Source organism: Prevotella sp. TF12-30 (assembly GCF_003436715.1).
GTDB lineage: Bacteria > Bacteroidota > Bacteroidia > Bacteroidales > Bacteroidaceae > Prevotella > Prevotella copri_A.
Genome location: NZ_QSQJ01000002.1, coordinates 25,114 through 51,056, shown reverse-complemented (window position 1 = coordinate 51,056; position 25,943 = coordinate 25,114). Strand labels below are relative to the sequence as shown.

Genomic DNA, 25,943 nt, shown 5'->3' with positions numbered 1-25,943 from the left:
TTTGCAGCTATGATGGAAAAGAAAAAGATAGCAAACAATATTTGGCAGGTGGCACTCTCCTTGTTTCTGGGCGGTGCCATCCTCTATTGGATGTATCGCGGATTCGACTTCAAGAAGGTGGAGGAGGTACTGCTCCACAAGATGAGCTGGACCTGGATGCTGCTGTCGTTCCCATTCGGCATCTCGGCGCAGCTCTTCAGAGGATGGAGATGGAAGCAGGCGCTGGAGCCCATCGGCGAAAAGTCGCGCAGCAGCGTAAGCATCAACTCCATATTCCTCTCGTATGCCCTGAGCCTCGTCATCCCCCGATCGGGTGAATTTGCAAGATGTGCCGTACTGAAGAGATGGGACGGCGTTTCGTTTCCGAAAGCACTGGGTACCGTGGTGACCGAGAGAGCCATCGACTCGCTGCTCGTACTACTTATCACAGGACTGGTGTTCCTGATGCAGATTCCCGTCTTCCTGAACTTCTTCGACAAGACGGGCACGAGCATGGACAGCATCCTGGGCAACTTCACAGCCACAGGATACCTGGTTACCGCCATCTGCGGCATCGCCGTACTCTTCCTGGCTCACATACTGCTCAAGAAATTGGCTATATATAATAAGGTGAAAGCTACGCTGAGCGGACTCTGGCAGGGAGTAATCTCGCTGAAGGGCGTGAGAAACGTACCGCTCTACATCGCCTTCACCCTGGGCATCTGGCTGAGCTACTTCCTGCACTATTATCTCACCTTCCAGTGCTTTGAATCTACGAGCCATCTCAATCTGATGTGCGGACTGGTGACCTTCATCGTAGGAAGCATAGCTGTAATCGTACCTACGCCCAACGGAGCGGGCCCATGGCATTTCGCCGTGAAGACGATGCTCATCCTCTATGGCATCCAGCAGAACGACGCCCTCTACTTCGTGCTCATCGTTCACTCCGTGCAGACCCTGCTCGTCATCCTGCTGGGCATCTACGGATGGATTGCACTAGCGTTTACGAAGAAGCATAACATTCAAAAACAAATAGAACATTAACATTTAAAATAAAGATATTATGGCTGACATTAAGAATCTTAGTCCAGTGGAAATCTGGCGTAATTTCGACAAGTTGACACAAGTTCCACGTCCATCAGGACATTTGGAGAAAATTCAGGCTTATTTGCTCGACTGGGCAAAGGAAGCTGGCGTAGAGGCTTTCCAGGATGCTGCCGGAAACATCGTGATGCGCAAACCTGCTACTCCAGGCATGGAGAACAGAAAGGGTGTTATCATGCAGGCACACATGGATATGGTGCCTCAGAAGGCTCCTGAAAGCAACCACGACTTCGAGAACGATCCAATCGAGACCATCATTGACGGAGACTGGGTACGTGCCAATAAGACTACTCTGGGTAGCGACGACGGTCTGGGTGTAGCTACCATCATGGCTGTGATGGAGGCTAAGGACCTGCAGCACGGACCAGTAGAGGGTCTGATCACTGCTGATGAGGAGACAGGCATGTTTGGTGCCAACGGTCTTCCTGAGGGCGAGTTGAACGGTGACATTCTCCTGAACCTCGATACAGAGGTATGGGGTGAGTTCGTAATCGGCAGCGCCGGCGGAATCGACATTACAGCAACACTCGACTATAAGGAGGTTGAGACAGACAAGGAAGATGCAGCCGTGAAGGTTACCTTGAAGGGACTGAAGGGCGGTCACTCCGGCATCGAGATCAACGAAGGCAGAGCCAACGCCAACAAGTGCATGGTTCGCTTCGTACGCGAGGCTATCTCTGAGCTCGATGCACGTCTGGCTTCATGGCAGGGCGGCAATATGCGCAATGCCATCCCATTCCAGGCACAGGTAGTCCTCACCCTGCCAAAGGAGAACGTAGAGGCACTGAACGACATGGTAGCCGACTGGAAGGACGAGATCTGCGATGAGTTCAACGGCATCGAAAACATCGAGAACATTGAATTCTTCACCGAGAACGTAGAGACTCCAGCTACAGAGGTTCCTGCAGAGATTCAGGACAACCTGGTAGATGCCATCTATGCCTGCCACGACGGCGTATTGCGTATGGCTCCATCTATGCCAGGCATCGTAGAGACATCTTCTAACCTCGCCATCATCGAGATTGGCGGTGGCAAGGCTGCCATCAAAATCCTGGCTCGTTCCAGCCACGAGTACTACAAGATGTATCTCGCTACCATGATGGAGAGCTGCTTCAACATGGCTGGCATGAAGGTAGAGTTCAGCGGCGCTTACGGCGGCTGGAATCCTAACCCTAAGAGCGACATTCTGGAGCATGTACTGAAGGTTTACAAGGAGCAGAACGGCAAGGATGGCGTAGTACAGGCTGTTCACGCAGGTTTGGAGTGCTCTATCATCCTGGGCAAGTATCCTCACCTCGATGTAGTTTCATTTGGCCCTACATTGCTCAGCCCTCACACAGCCAATGAGCGTTGCCAGATTAGCTGCGTAGCTCCTTTCTGGAACCTGATGAAGCAGCTCCTGGCTGAGATTCCTGCTAAATAAGAAATAAGAAATTACAAAATGATGAAAAAAGAAAGCCGAGAAAGAAAATTCTCGGCTTTTTTGTTCCTTTTTTCAATTAAAATCATTACCTTTGCAGGCGATTTGGCAAGAACTGTAAAATCTGATCAGAACAGAATGCAGAAAAGCTTGCAGATGTTTCATTAAATAACAACCAAAATGGACGATTATCACGCGGAGAACAATAACGAATTGTAAGGCGTGGAGATTCAGCAACCGTAAGCCCACAAGAAGGGCGCAACCCAATGCTCATCTCCATACCCAAACCTTTTATTATTTGGAGATTAGCAAACAATGAAGACTTTCTGGAATATCGATAAGAATCTGACTGCACTCAATGAGTGGCAGCCAAACTGTTGGGTACAGGTAACATGTCCAACCGATGAAGACCAGCGACTGCTGGAAGAAGAATTCAAGATCCCTGATTATTTCCTTTCGGATATCAGCGATACCGATGAGCGTGCCCGCTACGAATACGACGACGGTTGGATGCTCATCATCCTCCGTATCCCTTACGTCAAGGAAATACGCAGCCGCACCCCATATACCACAGTGCCGCTAGGCATCATCCACAAGCGCGACGTAACCATTACCGTATGCTTCTACGAAACCAATATGATGATAGACTTCGTAAGCTATCAGCAGAAACGCGGCGAAGGATTCACCGACTATGTGGATATGATATTCCGACTCTTCCTCTCTTCTGCCGTATGGTATCTGAAACGACTCAAACAGATCAATTCACTTATCGAGAAGGCAAAGAGAAATCTTGACCACGGCGTGAACAACGAGAGCCTGATAGGCCTGAGCCGCCTGCAGGACTCCCTCACCTACTTCACCACCTCTATCCGCGGCAACGAAACCCTGCTCTCTAAACTGAAGTTCAAGCTGCAGGTGGATGAGCTGGATGCTGACCTGATCGAGGACGTAAACATCGAGATGACGCAGGCTAGGGAAACCACCAGTATCTACTCCGACATTCTGGAATCTACGATGGATACCTACTCGAGCATCATCAACAACAATATGAACACTACGATGCGTACCCTCACCAGTATCAGTATCGTCATGATGTTGCCAACGCTGATTTCATCCTTGTTCGGTATGAACCTGATCAACGGCATGGAAGAGAGTCCTTACGGATTCGCCTTCGCCCTGATACTCTCGTTCATCGTCTCAGGCTTAAGCTGGGGCTTCCTGAGATACAAGCGACTGTTATAAATATTGGAACAATTATAGCTGGAAAATGCAGCCCTAAGGGCTTCTATTGTTATAAAAGTATAAAAAATCGAATATCTTGACTAGATATTCGATTTTTTTGTTTAAGTTTGCAGAATTAATATAATAAATATTTTTGTGGGTCGAATCGTCTGAGACGACTACCGGCCAAAGAAACTCGAATCATAAACTAAACAAAGTGACATGATGGACTCTCAAGAAAACGCTCTGTTGCAGCAGAGCACCCTGGATCCTGCCAAGAAGGCATACGCCACCAAGCAGGAAGTACTCGAAAGAGTAAAAGAAATTGCTCATAGTGCAGAAGTTCCTAACAAAGAGGAGCTTGATATGCTGAAGACAATTTTCTACAAGATTCATCTCGCAGAAAGAGATGCGCAGACAAAAGAGTATCTCGCAGCAGGTGGTGATCCTGAAAAGTATGTTCTCTTACCAGATGACACAGAAGAAGCCTTCAAGGCCGAAATGCAGATTATCAAGGAAAAGAGAGCCAAGATCTTCCTTCAGCAGGAAGAGGAAAAGCAGGAAAACCTTGCGAAGAAACTTGAGATTATCGAAAAGATCAAAGCAATGACCACTTCGCCAGAAGAGGCCAACAAATCATATCAGGAATTCAAGACCCTGCAGCAGGAATGGAAGGAAATCAAGACTATCCCTGCTGACAAGGCAAATGAGGTATGGAAGAACTACCAGCTCTACGTGGAGCAGTTCTACGACCTCCTGAAACTCAACAACGAGGCTCGCGAATACGACTTCAAGAAGAATCTTGAGGCAAAGACTAAGCTCTGCGAGGCTGCCGAGAAGCTCGCAGAAGAGCCAGATGTAATCTCAGCCTTCCACCAGTTGCAAGACCTGCACCAGGAATACCGCGAAATCGGTCCTGTAGCAAAAGAGCTGCGCGAGGAAATTTGGACCCGCTTCAAGAACGCAAGCACCGTAATCAACAAGAAGCACCAGCAGCACTTCGAGGATCTGCGTGCCAAGGAGGAGGAGAATCTTGCCAACAAGACAGCCCTCTGCGAAAAGATTGAGGCTATCAATCTGAAGGAGAAGAAGCAGGCTTCCGATTGGGAGGATGCTACCAAGGCTATCATCGAGATTCAGGGTGAATGGAAGAAGATAGGCTTTGCTCCTCAGAAGATGAACGTGAAGATCTTCGAGCGCTTCCGCATCGCCAACGACGAATTCTTCAGCAAAAAGGCAGAATTCTTCAAGAATATCAAGAGCCAGTATGCAGAGAATCTCGAGAAGAAACAGAAGCTCGTGGAGAAGGCTAAGCAGTTGGCAGACAGCACCGAGTGGAAGAAGACCGGTGACAAACTGATCCAGATGCAGAGAGAATGGAAAAACATCGGCTACGTGCCTCGCAAGCAGGGCGACCAGCTCTGGAAGGAATTCCTCGGCGCATGCAATAAGTTCTTCGATGCACGCAACAAGCTGAACGCCGGTGCACGCAGCGAGGAGCATGCCAACCTGGACAAGAAGCGTGAGATCATCGCTAAGCTCAACGAGTTGGTTGAGAACGCCGGCGAGCACTTGCAGAAGAATATGCAGGACCTCATCGCAGAGTACAACGCTGTAGGTCACGTACCATTCAAGGAGAAGGACAAGGTTTACCAGGAGTATCACGAAGTGATGGACAAGCTCTACAAAACCTTACGTTCCAACAATGCCAAGCGCCATATCCACAACTTCAAGAACAACCTCAAGAATGTTGCCGAGAAAGGTGTCAACGCATTGGACAACGAGCGTGGCAGACTGTTGCGACGCTACGACCAGCTGCGCGCTGAGATTACTACCTACGAGAACAACCTCGGCTTCCTCAATGCTGCCAGCAAGAAGGGTAATAGCCTGGTAGAGGAAATGAACCGCAAGGTAGAAAAGCTCAAAGAAGACTTGAAGCTCGTAAAAGAGAAAATCAAGGCTATTGATGCAGAGAACAAATAAAAGATTTTATCGAAATCAAATAAGAGGGTGTGTCATAATTCCACGACACACCCTCTTTTCTTTTGAAGAACATAGTAGAAAGCGAAGTTCTCCCCAATCCCCAAAAGGTAAATATACGAAAAAAGCATCTTTCGAAATGAAAGATGCTCTCTAGTTGGGATACCCGGACTCGAACCAGGAATGACAGGACCAGAATCTGTAGTGTTACCATTACACCATATCCCAATATCATTGCAATCTCAAGCATATTGTTTCTCAATTGCGGGTGCAAAGGTACAACATTTTTTTGAATCACCAAAATTTTTCAGCACTTTTTTCTAAAAAATCTCAATTTTTTCTGTTTTCTATGGCTTTTTCGGGTATTTAGCGTATCTTTGTACCATAATTACATATAATAAGGTAGTAAATAAAGAAAATAAAAAAATAAAGAAAGATTAAATGAACACAGTTAAACAACTCGTAGAGACTATTAAGGAAGGAATACAGGAGAAAAAAGGTCAAGACATCGTTATCGCCGACCTCAGTGAAATGGATGGCACCATAGCCAAATATTTCATCATCTGTCAGGGTGGATCACCTACACAGGTAGAAGCCATCGCAGAATCAGTGGGCGATATGTGCCGCAAGAACCTTGGCGAAAAGCCGGTGAATGTGGCAGGTCTGGGCAACGACCAGTGGGTGGCTATGGACTTTGTGGATGTTCTCGTTCACATCTTCCTGCCAGAGGTACGCGCCTATTACGACCTGGAGCATCTCTGGGCAGACGCCAAGCTTACCCATATTCCGAATCTCGACTAATTCCCAAGAATGCCGAACATGGCAGCAGACTCTACAAATGCTTCAAGAACGGCATTAAGAAAGATGATGCACTAAAACAGCGCATCAAGAGAGAAAAAAAGAGCATACATCAAATAGAAATAAACAATAACAATGGAACAAAGCAACAACTTCAATAATCCTGGCGGAGGAAAAGGTCCGAAGATGCCTAGGTTTAACATGAATTGGCTCTACACCATTATCCTCATCGCCCTCATCGCTTTGTTTTTCAGTGGCGGTGGTGATGCCTTGGGCGGAAGCGCAGCCAAGGAAGCCACCTATACAGAATTCAAGCAATATGTAGATAAGGGATACGTGCTGAGCGTAGTAGCCAACAAGACGGAAAGTACTCTCAAGATATATATCAACCCGAAATATACGAGAGATGTCTATAAAATGAGCGCCCAGAGCGTAGGACCGAATCCTTACGTCAAGGTACAGTTCGGTTCGATCGACGAGGTAGATCGCTACGCCAACGAAATGGTGAAGGAGAAGAAAATCCGTTCCTTCAGTTACGATAACCAGAAGAGCAATGATTTCTGGAATCTCGTAATGAGCGTTGCCCCTCTCCTCCTCTTCTTCCTCTTCATCTACTGGATGTCGGGCAGAATGGGAAGCGGTATGAGTAACATGGGCGGCGGCATCTTCAATGTAGGTAAGAGCAAGGCAAAGATGTACGAGAAGGGAAATTCCCTGGGAATCACCTTCAAGGATGTTGCCGGACAGGAAGGTGCCAAGCAGGAAGTAGAGGAAATCGTGGAATTCCTCAAGAATCCGCAGAAATATACCGATCTGGGTGGTAAGATTCCTAAGGGCGCATTGCTCGTTGGTCCTCCAGGAACCGGTAAGACTCTCCTGGCAAAGGCTGTAGCTGGCGAAGCTGGCGTACCATTCTTCTCCATGAGCGGTTCAGACTTTGTAGAGATGTTCGTCGGCGTGGGTGCATCGCGCGTACGCGACCTCTTCCGCCAGGCAAAGGAGAAGGCTCCTTGCATCATCTTCATCGATGAGATCGATGCTGTGGGCCGTGCCCGCAGCAAGAACCCGGCAATGGGCGGAAACGACGAGCGAGAGAACACGCTCAACGCCCTGCTTACAGAGATGGACGGTTTCGGTACCAATAGTGGTGTCATCATTCTGGCAGCTACCAACCGTGTAGATATGCTCGACAGCGCCCTGCTCCGTGCCGGCCGTTTTGACCGAGAAATCCACGTAGATCTCCCAGGCTTGAACGAGCGTAAGGCAATCTTCCTGGTTCACCTCAAGCCTATCAAGATAGATGAAACTGTGGACGTGGACCTCCTGGCTCGCCAGACCCCTGGCTTCTCGGGTGCTGATATTGCAAATGTATGTAACGAGGCTGCCCTCATCGCTGCCCGCCACGACAAGAAGGCGGTATGCAAGCAGGATTTCCTTGATGCCGTAGATAGAATCGTAGGCGGACTGGAGAAGAAGACCAAGGTGATGACTGCCGATGAGAAACGAAGCATCGCACTCCATGAGGCAGGCCATGCAACCATCTCCTGGTTCTGTCAGTATGCCAATCCGCTCATCAAGGTTACGATCGTGCCTCGTGGTCAGGCACTCGGAGCAGCCTGGTATCTCCCTGAGGAGCGACAGATTACCACCAAGGAGCAGATGCTCGATGAGATGTGCTCGCTGATGGGTGGACGTGCAGCCGAGGAACTCTTCACCGGTCATATTTCTTCCGGTGCAATGAACGATCTGGAACGCGCGACCAAGAGTGCGTACGGAATGGTGGCTTATCTGGGTATGAGCAAGACTTTGCCAAATATCTGCTATTACAACCAGAACGAGTATTCATTCCAGCGTCCATACTCAGAGACTACAGCCCGCGAGATAGACAAGGAGGTTCTGCAGATGGTGAACGAGCAATACACCCGTGCCAAGAACATCCTGATGGAGCACAAGGAGGGTCACAACGCCCTTGCCGAGCTGCTGATTCAAAAAGAGGTGATTATGGCCGAAGACGTGGAGCACATCTTCGGCAAGCGTCCTTGGCTGAGCCGTTCTCAGGAAATCATGGAGGACGAACAGCCTAAGATTGATGATGCCGTAAAGGATATGCCTGAGGTTCAGGCAGCCATCAAGGAGCACGAAGAGGCAAAGAAAGCTTCGAAGGAGGAGGCTGAAGAGAATACTTCTGAGAAGACTTCTGAAAACGAGAAAAATAACGAATAAAAAGCAAGACCATGACTGAGAAACAAAAAAATCTAGTAATTAGATCCATCACAGGCGTACTCTTCGTTGTGTGTATGGTATCTTGCTTCCTGAATCCTAGGGCGATGGTATTCCTGTTCGCCCTGATTACAGGCCTAAGCATCTGGGAGTACTGCGGACTGGTGAACCAAAAGGAAGACGTAACCGTCAACCGATTCATCACCACCGTAGCAGGAGTATATTTCTTCCTTGCCGTAGCTGGATTCCGCACAGGTATCGTGGGCAACTTCGTGGTATTCGTACCATACTTGCTCACCATCATCTACCTCTTCATAGGAGGGCTCTATACAGCCAACAAGAACGCCATCAACGACTGGGCTTACACCATGCTTTCGCAAATGTACATTGCCCTTCCATTCTCGATGATCAACGTGTTGGCATTTGAGACTTCGGCATTCGACGGTCAGATTCATTATGATATGCTCTTGCCTCTGAGCGTATTCATCTTCCTCTGGACCAATGATACGGGTGCTTATTGCAGCGGTTCGCTTTTCGGCAAGCATAAGCTGTTTCCTCGCATCAGTCCAGCGAAGAGTTGGGAAGGTAGCATAGGTGGTGGCATCTTCGTGATTATCGCAGCCATCATCATCGGTTACATTGCCAACGATGGCGAGGCTCACCGCCTCAGCATTCTCGGATGGGTAGGTTTAGGAGTAGTTGTAGCAGTTTTCGGAACCTGGGGCGATTTGGTAGAGAGTCTCTTCAAGCGCACCCTGGGAGTAAAGGATAGTGGTAATATCCTGCCGGGCCATGGCGGAATGCTCGACCGCTTCGATTCATCACTCATGGCAATTCCAGCTGCCGTGATTTATCTCTACACCCTCCAGCTTTTCGGATAGACCTTCATTCAGAAAAAGTACAATAAGAAAAAAATCCAAGCCAGATTCATTCTAGCTTGGATTTTTTACGTTTATAATGGTTACAACTCATGGAGCAGCTATTTCAATTTCTCCTGCTGCGACTCATTGAGCTGCTCTTCTGCCCTTCTGGCTCTTTCGGCTTCTTCATCAGCCAGTCTTCTAGCCTCTTCCGCCTTTCTTCTAGCCTTTTCGGCTTCCTCTTCCGCTCTTTTTCTTGCAGCCTCAGCCTGTTGTTCCGCTTTCTTTTTTGCAGCTTCAGCTTCGGCCAGGGCTTTCAATCGGGCACGCTCGGCAGCTTCGGCAGCAGCCTTGGCTTCAGCTTCGGCTCTCTCCTTGGCAAGTCTAACCAGCATTTCACGACGCTTGACCAAAAGATCTAACATAATGGCAGCAGCCTCATCAGGAGCAACCTGGTTACCCAGACGTTCTCTCACCTCACGATATTCAGAAAGCATACGCTCCCTGCCCTCCTTGCCTGGCAAAATCCGATAAAGCTGGTCGGCGATGGCATCCACTTGAAAACGGTCGGCAAACATCTCCTGCACCACTTCCTTGTCGGCAATCAGATTCACCAGCGAAATATACTTGCACGACATCACATGCTTAAACGCAAGGCGAACCAGATGCGGCAATGGAGTCTCATAGCAAACCACCTGCGGAACCTCGAACAGCGCCGTCTCCAAAGTAGCCGTACCACTCGTTACCAAAGCCGCCGTACTGTGACTCAGGAGCGGATAGGTCTTATTGCGCACCATCTTGACAGGCGTACCCTTCAGGAACTTCTCATAATAAGAATCCTCGATGGAAGGAGCTCCTGCAAGCACCATTTGGTAATCCTCAAACCGCTCTGCCACCTCAATCATGGCAGGCAGATTATCCTTAATCTCCTGCAAACGGCTTCCGGCAAGCAAAGCAATAATCGGGCGATGCCTGTCCAGATTATTCTCTTCACAAAACTCCACGAAATTCTGATGATATTCCGACCGAAACTCATTCACCTCTTCTGCCGTAGGATTACCTACATAATGGATAGGATAACGGTGCTTTTTCTCGAAGAAAGGCACCTCGAAAGGCAGGATGGAGAAAAGTTCGGCGATATCACGCTTGATACTACGGATTCGCCATTCCTTCCACGCCCAGATTTTAGGAGAGATATAATAGTATGCCGGAATATTAGTCTTCTTTTTCAAGAACTTAGCGATATTCAGATTAAATCCAGGATAATCTACAAGGATTACCACATCCGGTTTCCATTTCACAATATCTTCCTTGCATCTTTTCATATTAGAAAAGATGGTACCCAGATGCATCAGCACAGGAACAAAGCCCATATAGGCAAGCTCCTTGTAATGCTTGACACGAGTGCCACCTTCGGCAGCCATCAAGTCGCCACCGAAGAACCTAAATTCCGCAAACTCGTCAACATTTTTTAGCGAACGCATCAATCTGCTGGCATGCAAATCACCACTCGCCTCTCCTACAATCAAATAATACTTCATAATTCAAAGTTCTTGATCCAATCATAATCCGTGATATCAATCTTGGTCGGCGTGATGGCAATATAGCCATGATTCACCGCCCATTGATCTGTATCCGCAGCATCCGGTTCGTCATTGCGATAATCGCCCACCATCCAATAGTATTCATACCCATGAGGGTGCGTACGATGTTCCACCTCGTTGATCCACGAACCATGTGCCATTCTGCAAGCCTTGAAGCCCTTGAACGGAGGCTGTGCCGGGAAGTTGACATTCAGGCAGGTATATTTCGGCAAGCCCTTCTCCAGAACCATCTTCACCACCCGGGTTACACCATCTCGCAAAGGCGAGAGATCGGCATTCTCATCATAGTTACAACTGCTGAAGGCAATGCTAGGAATGTGCTGCATACATCCCTCCTTGGCTACGCCCATCGTACCTGAATAGTGATTGTTCACACTGGAATTATCACCATGGTTGATACCGCCGATTACGAGATCAGGGCGACGGTCCTTGTAAAACTGGTCGAGCGCCAGTTTGACACAATCCACCGGCGTACCGCTGCACGACCAAACCTCCACATCTTCGCCCATATTATGACGGCGCTTCAGTCGCAGCGGAGTTGTAGCCGAGAAGGCACAGGCGAATCCGGAGCGGGCACTTTCGGGAGCCACAACGAGTACGTCGCACCAGTCTTTCAGAAAGCGCACGAGGGTCTTGATACCATTGGCATGATAGCCATCATCATTTGAAATTAACACTAAAGGTCTCTTATTTTCCATAAAAATATCTTTCTTTTTGGTGCAAAAGTACGAAAAAACCTTTAAAGAAACATATTTCTCGCATATTTTTTGTATCTTTGCCGAAAATTTCTGTGCGCAAAAGCCATTTTAGACTCGCAGGCGCACACTTCAGGTTATTATATAGACTTTAAAAATGGGAAAAATCATTGCATTAGCTAATCAGAAAGGTGGCGTCGGAAAGACAACAACCACCATCAACCTGGCTGCATCGCTTGCTACCCTGGAGAAAACGGTACTCGTCATCGATGCCGACCCTCAGGCAAACGCATCCAGCGGTCTGGGTGTGGACATCAGCGAGGTAGATTGTTCACTCTATGAGTGCATCATCAACCATGCAGATGTGCGTGATGCCATCTACACTACCGACATCGACGGACTCGACATCGTGCCGAGCCACATCGATCTTGTAGGAGCTGAGATAGAAATGCTCAACCTTAAGAATCGCGAGAAAGTAATCAAGAAACTGCTCGACCCCATCCGCGAAGAATACGATTATATTCTCATCGACTGTTCCCCATCGCTGGGTTTGATAACAGTGAACTCGCTTACCGCCGCAGACAGCGTGATCATCCCAGTGCAGTGTGAATACTTTGCACTGGAAGGAATCAGCAAGCTGCTCAACACCATCAAGATCATCAAGAGCAAACTGAATCCGAAGCTCGAAATAGAAGGTTTCCTGCTGACGATGTACGACAGCCGTCTCCGACTCGCCAACCAGATTTACGACGAGGTGAAACGCCACTTCCAGGAATTGGTATTCAAGACTGTCATCCAGCGCAACGTGAAATTGAGCGAGAGTCCGAGCCACGGTCTCCCAGTCATTCTCTACGATGCAGAATCAAATGGTGCCAAGAACCACCTGGCACTGGCAAAGGAAATTATCAACAAGAATAGATAAGATTTGGAAATTGAACCCATCAGAAAAGTTCAATGTTCAAAATTCAAAGTTCAAAGCAAAAATGGCAGTACATAAGAAATTCAATAACGGCATAAGAAACAACGCCCTGGGCCGCGGACTCGACGCCCTCATCTCGACAGAGGGAGTACGTACTCAGGGCAGCAGCACCATCAACGAGATACCTCTCGATCAGATCGAGGCAAACCCAAACCAGCCACGACGGGAGTTTGACGAAGAGGCGCTGCGCGAACTCGCCGATAGCATCAGTGCCATCGGCATCATCCAGCCTATCACCCTGCGACAGATTTCGGAAAACCGATTCCAAATTATTGCGGGAGAAAGACGATGGAGAGCTTCACAACTAGCTGGACTCATGGCAATACCTGCCTACATCCGCACCATCAGCGATGAAAACGTGATGGAGATGGCGCTCGTGGAGAACATCCAGCGCCAGGACCTCAACGCAATAGAGATTGCACTTGCATACGAACATCTTCTGGAAAACGAGGGAATGACTCAGGAAAAAATTTCCGAGCGTGTGGGCAAAAGCCGTGCTGCCATTGCCAACTATCTCCGACTTCTGAAGCTGCCGGCACAGGTGCAGATGGCTCTCCAGAAGAAAGAAATCGATATGGGACATTGCAGAGCGCTCCTAGCACTCGACAGTCCGTCGCTTCAGATCAAGCTCTTCAAGGAAATCCAGAAGAACGGTTACTCCGTGAGAAAAGTGGAAGAGATGGTACAGCGACTGAAAAGCGGTGAAGACGTGGAAAGCGGCAAGAAAACCATCACTGCCAAGACACAGATACCCGAGGAATTCACCATGCTTAGAGAAAAGCTCTCCAAATTCCTCAATACCAAGGTGCAATTCACCTGCTCTGCCAAGGGCAAGGGAAAAATCAGCATCCCATTCAGCAATGAAGAGGAACTGGAGCACATCATGAACGTTTTCGATAAACTGAAACAGGAATAAATCTTGTTTTATATAGAAAGAAATAGATTATTTCGATAAACAGGAACAGCTTCATCTGTTCCGAATAAGATATAGAAGAATAAAAAAGTGAATTTAAGTTTATCACATATTTGCATTTCGGCTTTACTGCTGGCAACCTCGCTCCAAGTTTCGGCTCAGAAACAGAAGGCGAAGGCAGAAGTAGCCGTTCCTGACTTCGCTGCTGCCGACTCGGCAAGGATGGCGACAGAAACGGCAAAGACTTCGGTAGATTCTGCCATCACAGCCAAGGACAGCATGAATCTGGCTAAACTCAACAGTTCGCTCAGGCCGATGCAGAAGAAGAAGCGCGATTGGGCTACCTGGCGACCAGATGCCAAGCGCGCCATGTGGCTTGCACTGGTTTTGCCCGGAGCAGGACAGATCTACAACCGCAAATACTGGAAACTACCTATTATATATGGTGGTTTCGTAGGCTGCGCTTACGCCATCACCTGGAACAACCAGATGTATCACGACTACTCGCAGGCCTACCTCGACATTATGGATGATGACCCGAACACGCAGAGCTACAACCAGTTTCTGCATTTGGGAGCCACAATCGATGCCTCTAACATAGAACGCTACAAGGAAATCTTCCGTAAGCGTAAAGACAAATTCCGCCGCTGGAGAGATATGGGAACCTTCGTGATGATTGGCATCTACGCCTTCTCCGTCATCGATGCGTATGTAGATGCATCGCTCTCAGAATTCGACATCTCCGACGACCTCAGCCTCAGAGTGGAGCCTGCCGTGCTCAATAACGGCAGATACAACAACCCGCTGCGTTCAGGCGCACTCGGACTGCAATGCTCACTCACATTCTAAAAGTAACCATCAGAAAACAAAACGAGAAAGAAGCATATAATTAAAATAGAAAACAATAGACATTAGATAATGAAGAAAATAATCATCATGGCAGCAGCGATGCTGTTTAGCTGGCAGGGCATTCAAGCCCAAAACGACAATAAAGAAGACAATGACGAGGTGATTACCGTGACCGACAAGGACGGTAAGCAGGAGGAAATCGAAGTTCCTGAAGGTTTGGAAGACAACCTCGACAGCCTTCTTCACCTCTACAATACACAGGCTTACATGATGGCCGACACCTCTTGCAAATACCGTGATGTGAATCCGGTTTTCGAAACACAGGTATATATCGACCGATTGAAGCGACTCCCTACACTTATTGAAATGCCATACAATGAGGTAGTACAGAAGTTCATCGACCGCTACAGCGGCAAACTTCGTCGCTCTGTAAGCTTCATGCTAGGTGCCAGCAACTTCTACATGCCTATCTTCGAAGAGGCATTGGAAGCATACAACCTGCCACTGGAACTGAAATATCTGCCGGTTATCGAGTCGGCACTCAACCCCAAGGCAGTTTCCCGCGTAGGAGCCACAGGTCTCTGGCAGTTCATGCTGAGCACAGGCAAGCGCTACGGTCTGGAGGTGAATACCCTCTACGATGAGCGCCGCGACCCAGTAAAGGCATCTTATGCCGCAGCCCACTACCTGCGCGATCTCTATAAGATCTTCGACGACTGGAACCTCGTTATCGCAGCCTACAATTGCGGACCAGCCAAGGTAAACAAGGCAATCCATCGTGCCAAGGGCGAGACTGACTACTGGAAGATTTATCCATACCTGCCAAAGGAAACACGTGGATATGTACCAGCTTTCATCGCAGCCAACTATATTATGAACTATTACTGCGACCACAACATCTGTCCGATGGTAACCGAGTTGCCAACCAAGACAGACACCGTGGAAGTGAATCAGGATGTTCATATCGAGCAGATTGCCAAGATTCTCAACATCGATGCCGAGCATCTTCGCAACCTGAACCCACAGTATCGCCGCGACATCATCAACGGCAGTCACAGGCCAATGCCTATACGTCTGCCGGAATCACTCATCGGAGCCTTCATCGACAACAAGGATTCCATCTTCAGTTACCGTGCTGATGAGCTTCTGCTGAAGCGTGATGTGGTAGAAGTCAACGACGATGAACCAAGCTACAGCCGCTCTCGCAGCAGCCGTTCACGCAGCAGTGTATCATCTTCACGTAGCAGCCGAAGCAAGTCTTCACGCAACAGCCGCAGTAAGAAGGGCAAGAGAAAGAACTCTAGAGGCAAGAGCATAACCATCAAGAGCGGAGATACACTCTCGGAGATTGCAGCTCGCAACGGAACAACCGTGAAGAAGCTCAAGAAGCTGAACAAGATTTCGGGCAACAGTATTCGTGCCGGAAAGAAGATCAAAGTGAAATAAAAAAATAAAATCTATATACTGAAGCCCACGCCCAGGATCGTGGGCTTCAGTAATACATCATTAATCATATTATAAATAGGAGGGTACAGCTATGGATGACCAGAACTTGAAAGACCTAGAAAGAGAGCAGGCCGACAACAAACTGATCGGTGATGCCTTTCAGCATTTACTCGACACCTACCTCAGCTCGCGACACCGCAAGAAGGTAGATATCGTGACAAAAGCCTTCAACTTCGCCCGTCAGGCGCACAAGGGCGTGCGCCGATTGTCTGGCGAACCGTATATCATGCACCCTATCGCCGTGGCACAGATTGCCTGTGAGGAAATGGGATTGGGTTCTACCAGCATCTGCGCAGCACTGCTCCATGATGTGGTAGAAGATACAGACTATACGGTAGAAGACATCTCCAACATCTTCGGTGCCAAGGTGGCACAGATTGTGGATGGACTCACAAAAATCAGTGGTGGCATCTTTGGAGACCAGGCTTCTGCACAGGCAGAAAACTTCAAGAAGTTGTTGCTCACCATGAGCGATGACATCCGAGTGATTCTCATCAAAATCTGCGACCGACTGCACAACATGCGCACCCTGGAATCGCAGCCAGCCAACAAACAATACAAGATTGCCGGCGAGACCTTATATATATATGCACCACTCGCCAACCGACTCGGACTCAACAAAATCAAGACCGAACTGGAAAACCTCAGCTTCCGCTACGACCATCCACAGGAGTATGCCAACATTGAGCATAAGCTTGCAGATACCGAATCGCAGCGCGACACCCTCTTTGCACAATTCACTGCTCCTATCCGTGAGGAACTGGATAAGCTGGGTGTGGATTACAAGATCAAGGCACGTGTCAAGAGCCCTTATTCCATCTGGAACAAGATGCAGAACAAACACGTTTCCTTTGATGAAATCTACGATATTCTTGCAGTTCGCATCATCGTGACTCCAAAGAGCAGAACCAACGAGGTGAACGAATGCTTCAATGTCTATGTTGCCATCAGCAAGATATACAAGAGCCATCCCGACCGCCTGCGCGACTGGCTGAACCATCCGAAAGCTAACGGATACCAGGCTCTCCACGTTACCCTGATGAGTAAGCAGGGACGCTGGATAGAGGTACAGATTCGCTCCGACCGCATGGACGAGGTGGCAGAAAAGGGATTTGCAGCCCACTGGAAATACAAGGAGGGTGGCGAATATACTGAGGATGAAAACGAGTTGAACGACTGGCTGAGCACCATCAAGGAGATTCTGGACGATCCGCAGCCTGATGCGATGGACTTCCTCGACGCTATCAAGCTCAACCTCTATGCATCTGAAATCTTCGTCTTCACCCCGAAGGGAGAAATCATCACGATGCCAGCCGGATGTACTGCACTCGACTTCGCCTTCCAGATACATACCTTCCTGGGCAGCCACTGCATCGGAGCCAAGGTAAACCATAAGCTGGTACCTCTGAGCCACAAGCTGAACAGCGGCGACCAGGTAGAGATCCTTACCTCCAAGAGTCAGCACGTGCAGCCTGCATGGGTGAACTTCGTAAGCACAGCCAAGGCAAAGAGCAAGATCATGGCGATATTACGCCGTGACTCCCGCGAAGTGCAGAAGAAGGGTGAGAGTATCCTCACCGAATGGCTGCAGAAAAACACCTTAGAGATGACCAACTCGGTAGTGGACAGGCTCTGCGAACTCCACAATATCCAGAAGCGCGACAACTTCTTCCAGTCACTGGGCGAACACTGTATCCTGCTCGGAGAGAAAGACCTCGATGAGCTGCAGGGCAAGCCCAAGAAGCAGAAGCAATCATCGAGCTGGCGCGACTACATTCCATTCCTGGGCAAGAACAAGCAGAAGGAGGAAACGGGCGGCATCGTAAAGCCACAGGAACTCTTTGTGGTAGGCAAGGACTTCAACAAGAAGAAGCCGCTCATCCTGACCGAAGAAAACATCAATCAGTTTATCTTCCCTTCCTGCTGCCATGCCATTCCGGGCGACGACGTGATGGGATTCATCGATAACAAGAACCGCATCGAGATTCACAAGCGTTCGTGCAATGTAGCTGCCAAGCTGAAATCAAGCTATGGCAACCGCATCGTGGATGCCAAGTGGGATATGCACAAGCAGATGCTCTTCGATGCAACCATCGAAATCAAGGGTATCGACCGCAAGGGCATGCTCCTCGATGTGAGCAAGATTATCAGCGACCAGCTGGGCATCAACATCCACAAGCTTACCATCAGCAGCGACAATGGTATCTTCGACGGAACCATCGAACTTCGTATTCATGACCGTGATGAAGTAAAGATCATCATGGATAAGCTCAAGACGATTGAGGATCTGCAGGAAGTGCAGAGAATCTTATAATCTGAAAAGAACAGAGATGGTATCATCATTAAAAAAGAACAAAGATGATATCATTTGAAATCTGGAGCAGGAAGCCTACTGCTTCCGGCTCCAGAATTTCATCAAGCCAAATAAACTACAATCATTAAAACAAAAACAAACAAAACAATGAAAAAGCTTTTTTTATCATTTCTGATGATGTTGGCTATGCTACCTCTGGCTGCAGCCAACAAGTACGACAATCCAGATACACTGGTCGTTTCACGAGATGGCACGGGCGAATTCCGCACCATTGACGAAGCCATCCAGGTATGCCGTGCCTTTATGGAATACACCAAGGTAATCTATGTGAAAAAGGGCGTGTATAAGGAGAAACTCATCATCCCATCATGGCTCACCAACATCACGATCTGCGGAGAAGACCGCGACCAGACCATCATCACCTGGGATGACCATGCCAATATCCTGATGCCTATCGGCGGACTTGACTCAGATGCATCTGTCAAAGGCAAAAAGATGGGAACTTTCCGCACCTACACCCTCAAGGTAGCAGGTAGCTACATCACGCTGAAAGACATCACCATCGAAAATAATGCCGCAAAACTGGGACAAGCAGTCTCACTCCACATCGAGGGCGACCATGTGTTGGTACAGAACTGCCGTCTTCTGGGTAATCAGGATACCGTTTATACCGGCAAGGCAGGCTCCCGCATCGCCTTCTACGACTGCTACATCGAGGGAACCACCGATTTCATCTTCGGTCCTAGCTTGGCATGGTTTGAGAATTGTGAGATTCACAGCAAGGCAAACAGTTACATTACAGCCGCATCCAGCCCTGCTGGTCAGAAATACGGTTATGTCTTCAACAAGTGCAAGCTGACAGCTGATGCGGGGGTTGACAAGGTATATTTGGGTCGTCCTTGGCGCCCATACGCCAAGACCCTCTTCATGAATTGCGAGATGGGCAGCCACATCACACCTGCAGGTTGGGACAACTGGCGCAACCCGAAGAATGAAGAAACTGCCGAGTACAGCGAATACAAGAACTATGGTCCAGGTGCATCCACCAAGGGCAGAGTAACCTGGAGCCACCAGCTCAGCAAGAAAGAAGCCAGCAAGATTACCATCGCCGAGGTTTTCGGCGAAGAATGCTGGTAATCCCCTACACTTTACTAATCATAAAGTTCAAAGCTCAATGTTCCAAGTTCAAAGTATTAAACCAGTCCGTCTAGCTGTTTCTTGAGTTCCTTGAGCTGATCTCTTACAGAAATGAGGGTGTCGAGAACGTCAGACGATTTCTCGGCACCCGTTCTGTTTTGACTCAGATACTTACGTGCCGCAGCAATCTTGAATCCCTTCACCTTGATCAGGTTATAGATGAGTTTCACCTGCTCAATATCCTTGTCAGAATATTGACGCACCTTGTTCACACCCACCTTAGGTCTGAGGAAAGGAAACTCCTTTTCCCAATAACGGAGAGTTGACTCCGTTACACCCACTTCCTCAGCCACTTCCTTGATGGAATAGTACAATTTTACGTTTTTATCTGTATTTAAAGCCATTTTTCCAAACTTTAATTTCAAAAATAATTAATTTTGTTGCAAAATTAAGCAATTCTTCTTATCTTTGCAAAGTTTTTCGGAAGAAAATGCCCTTAAGGGCAAAAAATAATCAAAACAGAGGAGAAATACAGCCTCTGAAACAATATTTGAGAATTAAAAAAGATTAATATAAAAGATAATATGATGACAGCTAATGAAGTGCGCGAATCCTTCAAGAAATTCTTCGAAGGTAAGGGCCACAAGATTGTTCCATCAGCACCTATGGTTATCAAGGATGACCCAACGCTGATGTTTACAAACGCTGGTATGAACCAGTGGAAAGACATCATCCTCGGTACAAAAGACCCAGGCAAGGATGTTCGTCGTGTTGATACTCAGAAATGTCTCCGTGTAAGCGGTAAGCACAACGACCTCGAAGAGGTAGGTCATGATACTTACCACCACACCATGTTCGAGATGCTCGGTAACTGGAGCTTCGGCGACTACTTTAAGGAGGGTGCCATTGATTTGGCATGGGAGTATCTTACTGAAGTTTTGAAGCTCAACCCTGCCGATCTCTACGTTACCGTATTCGAGGGTAGCAAGGAGGAAGGTCTGGAACGCGACAACGAGGCTGCAGGTTACTGGGCTAAGCACGTGCCAGCCGACCACATCATCAACGGTAACAAGCACGACAACTTCTGGGAGATGGGCGAAACAGGTCCTTGCGGTCCTTGCTCAGAAATCCACGTGGATTCCCGTACTCCAGAGGAGAAGGCTCAGGTGCCAGGCCGTGAATTGGTTAACAAGGATAACCCACAGGTCATCGAAATCTGGAACATCGTGTTCATGCAGTACAACCGCAAGGCTGACGGTTCTCTCGAACCTCTCCCAATGCACGTTATCGATACAGGTATGGGCTTCGAGCGCTTGGTTCGCATGTTGCAGGACAAGCACTCTAACTATGATACAGATATCTTCCAGCCAATCATCAAGGAAATCGAGGCTATCTCTGGCAAGAAGTATGGCTTCACTACTCCTACAGGTGAGAATGGTGAGGGTAAGGATGAGCAGGAGAAGATCGACATCGCTATGCGTGTCTGCGCCGACCACCTCCGTGCCGTAGCCTTCTCTATCGCCGACGGTCAGCTGCCAAGCAATGCCAAGGCTGGTTACGTAATCCGCCGCATCTTGCGCCGTGCCGTACGTTACGCTTACACATTCCTCGGTCAGAAGCAGGCATTCATGTACAAGCTCGTCAATGTATTGGTAGAGCAGATGGGTGCAGCCTTCCCAGAGTTGCCAGCTCAGCAGGAGCTCATCACCCGCGTGATGAAAGAGGAAGAGGATTCATTCCTCCGCACCTTGGAAAAGGGTATCAACCTCCTCAATGGCGATATGGACGAGCTCAAGGCTCATGGCGAGACTCAGCTTGATGGCGTAAGCGCATTCCGCCTCTTCGATACATACGGTTTCCCTCTCGATCTTACAGAGCTCATCTGCCGTGAGAATGGTTACACCGTAGATGCTGCAGGCTTCGACGAGGAGATGAAGAAGCAGAAAGAGCGTGCCCGCAATGCTGCAGCCGTAGAAAACGGCGACTGGGAAGTTTTGAAGGAAGGCGACCAGAACTTCGTGGGTTACGACTATACAGAATATGAGTGCCACATCCTGCGCTACCGCAAGGTGACTCAGAAGAAGAACTCTTTCTATGAGTTGGTACTCGACAACACTCCATTCTATGGTGAGATGGGTGGACAGGTTGGCGACAAGGGTGTACTCGTTAGCGAGGATGAGACTATCCAGGTTATCGACACCAAGCGTGAGAACAACCAGAGCATCCATATCGTAAAGGAGTTGCCAAAGGATGTAAACGCAGATTTCATGGCTTGCGTTGATATCGAAAGCCGCGAGGGAAGCGCTGCCAACCATACAGCTACCCACTTGCTCGACTACTGCCTGAAGCAGGTTTTGGGCGAGCACGTAGAGCAGAAGGGTTCTTATGTAGATAAGGATACATTACGTTTCGACTTCTCTCACTTCCAGAAGGTAACTGATGAGGAGCTCCGCAAGGTAGAGCACATGGTAAACGAAATGATCCGTGCCGACTATCCATTGGATGAGCACCGCGATACTCCTATTGAGGAGGCTAAGGAGCTTGGCGCTATCGCCCTCTTCGGCGAGAAGTATGGCGACAAGGTTCGTGTGGTTCGCTTCGGTCCATCTGCTGAGTTCTGTGGTGGTATTCACGCCAAGAGCACCGGTAAGATTGGTTTCTTCAAGATTATCTCTGAGAGCAGCGTAGCAGCCGGCATCCGCCGTATCGAGGCTTTGACTGGCAAGGCTTGCGAGGAGGCTATCTACGGCTTGCAGGATACCATCGTAGCCTTGAAGGGCTTGTTCAACAATGCCAAGGATCTTGAGGGTGTCATCAGAAAGTACATCGACGAGCACGATGCCCTGAAGAAGGATGTTGAGAAGTTCCAGGCTCAGGCTGTGGAGCGTGCTAAGGATAAGCTTGTAGAGAATGCAAGAGAAATCAACGGCGTGAAGGTTGTTACAGCCGTATTGCCAATGGAGCCAGCAGCTGCCAAGGATTTGGTATTCAAGGTTCGCGAGGCATTGCCAGAGAACATGATCTGTGTGGTAGGTTCTTACCACAACGATAAGCCTATGCTCAGCGTGATGTTCAGCGATGATATGGTAAAAGATCACGGTTTGAACGCTGGTAAGATGATTCGCGAAGCTGCCAAGTTGATTCAGGGTGGCGGTGGCGGTCAGCCTCACTATGCTCAGGCTGGCGGTAAGAACAAGGACGGCTTGAGCGCTGCAGTAGATAAGGTTGTAGAGTTGGCTCAGCTGTAATATTACATATAATACAAGGTATAAAGACAAAGTAGCAAAATATATAATGTGCTACTTTGTCTTTCATTTTAAGAACCCCAAATATTAACAACGAAATGAAATTTTTCAAAAGTCCAGCCTTCCGATTAGGCTTAATACTAGTATTTCTAAGTGGAACAACCAATGCCAACGCTCAATTTTTCAAAAAGTTAGGCAAAGCAATTCAAAAAGCAGCAAATACCATTGAAGAAATTACTCAACCAACTAACGAGCCTACAACTCGTACAATGAAAATATACAAACAGCCGGATTCTATCCAAGCAGACTCTACAAGCAATAAAAAAGAAATTACGGAAGGAACTTTAAATAGATGGAACAATGCTGCCCAAACTGCCTCTCAAATAAATAGTAAACCTGGCAACACTATCACTAGCTCTAGCAAACTAGGCGGCAAGTTATTACCAGGACAAAGAATAGCACTAGCCGTTCAACAGAGAGCAGAATACGAGAAACAATTCTACATCAATGATACCATCTATAAAAAGGAACAATTAGGTGAATATAAGACATTTGAACAAATGAAAAAAATATATGCTTTAACTGATAATTCAAAACAAGCATATGCTTTCTTAGTAGAACCTATTCAAATTTTTGCTCCTTGGGGAGGTAAAGATGGATTAGTTAAGATTGCTAATTCGCCAACACTTTACACAACACTCCAAAATCTACTTGCCAAATATAAAGAATGGCAAAAAATAGCAATCAGCAACAATGTTGGAGCATTTGAGAAAGAAATAGACATCGAAATTCCTATAGAAACCATGACTTTTTATAGGGGTAAAGAAATACATGCAGGAAAATGGGATAATAAAAAGTTCACATTTATATATAAAAATGCGACAAAACCTCCTGTTCTAACATGCACCGGAACTTGGAAAGGCATGAATGATGATACTGCTCAATTAACTATTGCATTTAAAAATGAGCAAGAACTCTGTGATTTCATTGCGTTTTTTAATCCAAAAGAATTGAAAAAAATGATAGACTTCCAAAAACAAGGAGGATTATTCCATTAAAGTATTTAATATAATGATTTTTTAAAAAAAACATCAACTTTCTACATAATGAAGTTGATGTTTTTTTGTTGAAGCAATTACAAAAAGTTGCCGGGAAAGACTAGTAAAAGAACTATCTCTATTATTTCTAAGAAAAAAATAATAAGCTAAATTATTTTTTATATCATTGCCAACCTTACAATTGCAGTAAGGGAAGCAAAAAAATGACAATTGCTACGTTTTATCATCTCACATAAAAGATAAAAATCCATAAAATATTCGCAAAAATAGCGAACTCTAATTATAAAGTATTATCTTTGCAATCAATAAAACATATATAATTATGGAAATAACATTTGAAGAGGATTATCTCCGAGAATTATATTATGAGGGTAAAGCGCATAACAAAAAGTATCGCTTCCAACCTCAAATCATAAAGAAGTACGTTCGAGTTATTGACCTTATGGCATCCTTGAACAGTACAGCTGATTTTTATCGCTACAAAGCTTTACATTACGAAGTTCTTGTGGGTGATAAGAAAGATCGTGAATCTGTTAGAGTCAATGACCAATATAGAATAGAGTTTCATTCTGAAGTTGTTGGCAACGAAAAACAAATCACGATATGTAATATATTAGAATTATCAAACCATTATAAATAAAAAACAGCATTATGTCAAACTTAGGTTTTGGTTTTTACCCAACTCACCCTGGTGAGGTTTTGAAAGAAGAATTAGAAGAACGTGGCATTTCGCAAAGAAAATTTGCGGAAAGTATTGGTATGGGATATTCCGTACTCAACGAGATACTGAATGGCAAACGTCCCGTTACCACAACTTCTGCTCTGATGTTTGAGGCTGCACTAGATATTCCTGCAGATTCTCTCCTAAAATTGCAGATGAAATACAATATGCATACTGCTCGAAAAGATAATGCTTTGGTAGAAAAACTTAAGCAGATTCGCAAAGTTGCAGCCATACTGTAAAATATATAATAAGGTATAGATATGGTAATGAAGAATCCTTTCGTCACAAACGGTTACGCCGGTCCGGAATACTTCTGCGACCGTATGGAAGAAACCCTGCATATCACAGAGATGCTGACCAATGAAAATAATATGGCTCTGATTTCCCCTCGACGTATCGGAAAGACAGAGCTGATTCACCATTGCTTTGCCCAGCCAGTCATCCAAAAAGACTATTATACTTTTATCATAGACATCTATTCAACCAATTCCATCAGCGATCTGGTCAATATGTTCGGCAAAGCCATCATTGACAAACTTCGTCCTAAAGGCATCGGCAACATGGTGAATCCGGAAATTACGCTTGATGAGATATTCGCTTATCTCAACCAAGCCGACAAGCCATGTCTTGTTGCCATCGACGAGTTTCTGCAAATCACCAACTATGCCGACAATCGCATAGAGGCATTGCTCCGTACCTATATCCAGCGATGCACCAATGCCCACTTCATCTTCTCGGGCTCTCATCGCCATCTGATGGCAGAAATGTTTACATCTCCTGTCCGCCCTTTCTATCAGAGCGTAACACTGATGAACCTGAAGCCACTGGATATTGAGAAATACAAGGAGTTTGCCACTGCCAAGTTCGAGGAGCGCAACAAACATCTGGATACTGCCATTATCGGAGAACTCTTCGTCCGTTTCGGTGGTGTCACCTCATACATCCAGCGAGTAATGAATGTCCTCTTCCTCAAGACTCCCGAGCAGGGTACCTGTACTCTGGATATGGTAGATGACGCCATCAACTACAATCTCAACATGGCATCAGATACCTACGAGACACTTCTGCGCCAGATGCCAGAAAAGCAGCGCAACGTCTTCATCGCCATCTCTGCAGAGGGCGAAGCCAGAAGCGTAAAGAGCGGAGCCTTCGCAAAGAAATATCATCTCCCGTCGCCAAGCTCTGTGAATTCTGCTCTGAAGGGATTGCTGGAGAAGGATTTCATCACCCAACAGGATGATGCCTATGTGGTATATGACAAGTTCTTCGATTTGTGGTTGAAAAAGTATATGAAATAGTTTGAGACAGCACTAGATATTCCAGCAGATTTGCTCATA

Annotated in this window: 20 protein-coding genes, 1 tRNA gene and 1 pseudogene; 18 read left to right on the top strand and 4 right to left on the bottom strand. The window is 47.2% G+C overall.

Annotated features, from left to right (window positions below; all coding sequences use genetic code 11):
- Nucleotides 1–12: 12 nt before the first annotated feature.
- The 4 genes from DXD25_RS01390 (at nucleotide 13) to DXD25_RS01375 (ending at nucleotide 5,707) form a co-directional block, all read left to right on the top strand.
- Nucleotides 13–1,023 carry a lysylphosphatidylglycerol synthase transmembrane domain-containing protein gene (locus DXD25_RS01390; protein WP_117661539.1) on the top strand — a complete coding sequence of 337 codons (1,011 nt, stop codon included), beginning with the start codon at nucleotides 13–15 and terminating at the stop codon, nucleotides 1,021–1,023.
- 19 nt (nucleotides 1,024–1,042) lie between these two features.
- Nucleotides 1,043–2,506 (top strand): aminoacyl-histidine dipeptidase, encoded by a 1,464-nt coding sequence (locus tag DXD25_RS01385; RefSeq protein WP_089544860.1) that lies wholly within the window; start codon nucleotides 1,043–1,045, stop codon nucleotides 2,504–2,506.
- A 312-nt stretch (nucleotides 2,507–2,818) separates the two neighbouring features.
- A complete protein-coding gene (locus tag DXD25_RS01380) occupies nucleotides 2,819–3,745 on the top strand; it encodes a magnesium transporter CorA family protein (RefSeq protein ID WP_117661450.1) in 927 nt (308 codons plus the stop codon).
- A 201-nt stretch (nucleotides 3,746–3,946) separates the two neighbouring features.
- Complete coding sequence (locus tag DXD25_RS01375; protein ID WP_117661449.1) at nucleotides 3,947–5,707, top strand: DUF349 domain-containing protein; 1,761 nt, start codon at nucleotides 3,947–3,949, stop codon at nucleotides 5,705–5,707.
- 154 nt (nucleotides 5,708–5,861) lie between these two features.
- Here the strand turns inward: DXD25_RS01375 and DXD25_RS01370 are convergent.
- Nucleotides 5,862–5,932 (bottom strand) — tRNA-Gln (locus DXD25_RS01370).
- Between the two features lie 213 nt (nucleotides 5,933–6,145).
- Between DXD25_RS01370 and rsfS the strand changes: the two genes are divergently transcribed.
- The 3 genes from rsfS (at nucleotide 6,146) to DXD25_RS01355 (ending at nucleotide 9,603) form a co-directional block, all read left to right on the top strand.
- Nucleotides 6,146–6,505, top strand: a complete 360-nt coding sequence (rsfS, locus tag DXD25_RS01365; RefSeq protein ID WP_089544864.1) for a ribosome silencing factor — start codon at nucleotides 6,146–6,148, stop codon at nucleotides 6,503–6,505.
- Between the two features lie 132 nt (nucleotides 6,506–6,637).
- Nucleotides 6,638–8,725, top strand: a complete 2,088-nt coding sequence (gene ftsH / locus DXD25_RS01360) for an ATP-dependent zinc metalloprotease FtsH (protein ID WP_117661448.1) — start codon at nucleotides 6,638–6,640, stop codon at nucleotides 8,723–8,725.
- 11 nt (nucleotides 8,726–8,736) lie between these two features.
- On the top strand, nucleotides 8,737–9,603 hold the full coding sequence (locus DXD25_RS01355) for a phosphatidate cytidylyltransferase (protein ID WP_089544865.1): 867 nt from the start codon (nucleotides 8,737–8,739) through the stop codon (nucleotides 9,601–9,603).
- A gap of 380 nt (nucleotides 9,604–9,983) precedes the next feature.
- Here the strand turns inward: DXD25_RS01355 and lpxB are convergent.
- Nucleotides 9,984–11,123 (bottom strand): annotated as a pseudogene (lpxB, locus tag DXD25_RS01350) (lipid-A-disaccharide synthase); the annotation flags it as partial.
- Complete coding sequence (gene surE / locus DXD25_RS01345) at nucleotides 11,120–11,884, bottom strand: 5'/3'-nucleotidase SurE (RefSeq protein ID WP_176425608.1); 765 nt, start codon at nucleotides 11,882–11,884, stop codon at nucleotides 11,120–11,122. The gene surE and the pseudogene lpxB, both read right to left, overlap by 4 nt.
- Before the next feature lie 154 nt (nucleotides 11,885–12,038).
- Here surE and DXD25_RS01340 point away from each other — a divergent pair, with 154 nt between their 5' ends.
- The 6 genes from DXD25_RS01340 to DXD25_RS01315 all read left to right on the top strand — a co-directional run bounded on the left by DXD25_RS01340 (nucleotide 12,039) and on the right by DXD25_RS01315 (nucleotide 19,579).
- Nucleotides 12,039–12,803 carry a ParA family protein gene (locus DXD25_RS01340; protein ID WP_089544868.1) on the top strand — a complete coding sequence of 255 codons (765 nt, stop codon included), beginning with the start codon at nucleotides 12,039–12,041 and terminating at the stop codon, nucleotides 12,801–12,803.
- Nucleotides 12,804–12,864: 61 nt separating this feature from the next.
- The gene (locus DXD25_RS01335; RefSeq protein WP_089544894.1) at nucleotides 12,865–13,776 is read left to right on the top strand and encodes a ParB/RepB/Spo0J family partition protein; all 912 of its coding nucleotides are present in this window, start codon (nucleotides 12,865–12,867) and stop codon (nucleotides 13,774–13,776) included.
- Between the two features lie 87 nt (nucleotides 13,777–13,863).
- Complete coding sequence (locus DXD25_RS01330; protein ID WP_187360411.1) at nucleotides 13,864–14,622, top strand: DUF5683 domain-containing protein; 759 nt, start codon at nucleotides 13,864–13,866, stop codon at nucleotides 14,620–14,622.
- A 69-nt stretch (nucleotides 14,623–14,691) separates the two neighbouring features.
- Nucleotides 14,692–16,068, top strand: coding sequence for a lytic transglycosylase domain-containing protein (locus tag DXD25_RS01325; protein ID WP_117661446.1), 1,377 nt, complete (start codon nucleotides 14,692–14,694; stop codon nucleotides 16,066–16,068).
- A 91-nt stretch (nucleotides 16,069–16,159) separates the two neighbouring features.
- A complete protein-coding gene (locus DXD25_RS01320; RefSeq protein ID WP_117661445.1) occupies nucleotides 16,160–18,442 on the top strand; it encodes a bifunctional (p)ppGpp synthetase/guanosine-3',5'-bis(diphosphate) 3'-pyrophosphohydrolase in 2,283 nt (760 codons plus the stop codon).
- Between the two features lie 147 nt (nucleotides 18,443–18,589).
- Nucleotides 18,590–19,579, top strand: a complete 990-nt coding sequence (locus tag DXD25_RS01315) for a pectinesterase family protein (RefSeq protein WP_117661444.1) — start codon at nucleotides 18,590–18,592, stop codon at nucleotides 19,577–19,579.
- Nucleotides 19,580–19,635: 56 nt separating this feature from the next.
- Here DXD25_RS01315 and DXD25_RS01310 read toward each other — a convergent pair whose 3' ends face one another.
- On the bottom strand, nucleotides 19,636–19,983 hold the full coding sequence (locus tag DXD25_RS01310) for a MerR family transcriptional regulator (RefSeq protein ID WP_089544872.1): 348 nt from the start codon (nucleotides 19,981–19,983) through the stop codon (nucleotides 19,636–19,638).
- A gap of 180 nt (nucleotides 19,984–20,163) precedes the next feature.
- On the opposite strand from DXD25_RS01310, the gene alaS reads away from it, so the two are divergent.
- From alaS to DXD25_RS01285, 5 genes are all read left to right on the top strand, one after another.
- On the top strand, nucleotides 20,164–22,827 hold the full coding sequence (alaS, locus tag DXD25_RS01305; protein WP_117661443.1) for an alanine--tRNA ligase: 2,664 nt from the start codon (nucleotides 20,164–20,166) through the stop codon (nucleotides 22,825–22,827).
- A 95-nt stretch (nucleotides 22,828–22,922) separates the two neighbouring features.
- Nucleotides 22,923–23,882, top strand: coding sequence for a hypothetical protein (locus DXD25_RS01300; protein ID WP_117661442.1), 960 nt, complete (start codon nucleotides 22,923–22,925; stop codon nucleotides 23,880–23,882).
- A 322-nt stretch (nucleotides 23,883–24,204) separates the two neighbouring features.
- Entirely contained in the window at nucleotides 24,205–24,522 is a 318-nt protein-coding gene (locus tag DXD25_RS01295; protein ID WP_117661441.1) for a type II toxin-antitoxin system RelE/ParE family toxin, read from the top strand.
- A gap of 11 nt (nucleotides 24,523–24,533) precedes the next feature.
- On the top strand, nucleotides 24,534–24,845 hold the full coding sequence (locus DXD25_RS01290) for a HigA family addiction module antitoxin (protein WP_117661440.1): 312 nt from the start codon (nucleotides 24,534–24,536) through the stop codon (nucleotides 24,843–24,845).
- Between the two features lie 27 nt (nucleotides 24,846–24,872).
- Nucleotides 24,873–25,904, top strand: coding sequence for an ATP-binding protein (locus DXD25_RS01285; protein WP_117661537.1), 1,032 nt, complete (start codon nucleotides 24,873–24,875; stop codon nucleotides 25,902–25,904).
- Nucleotides 25,905–25,943 lie beyond the last annotated feature (39 nt).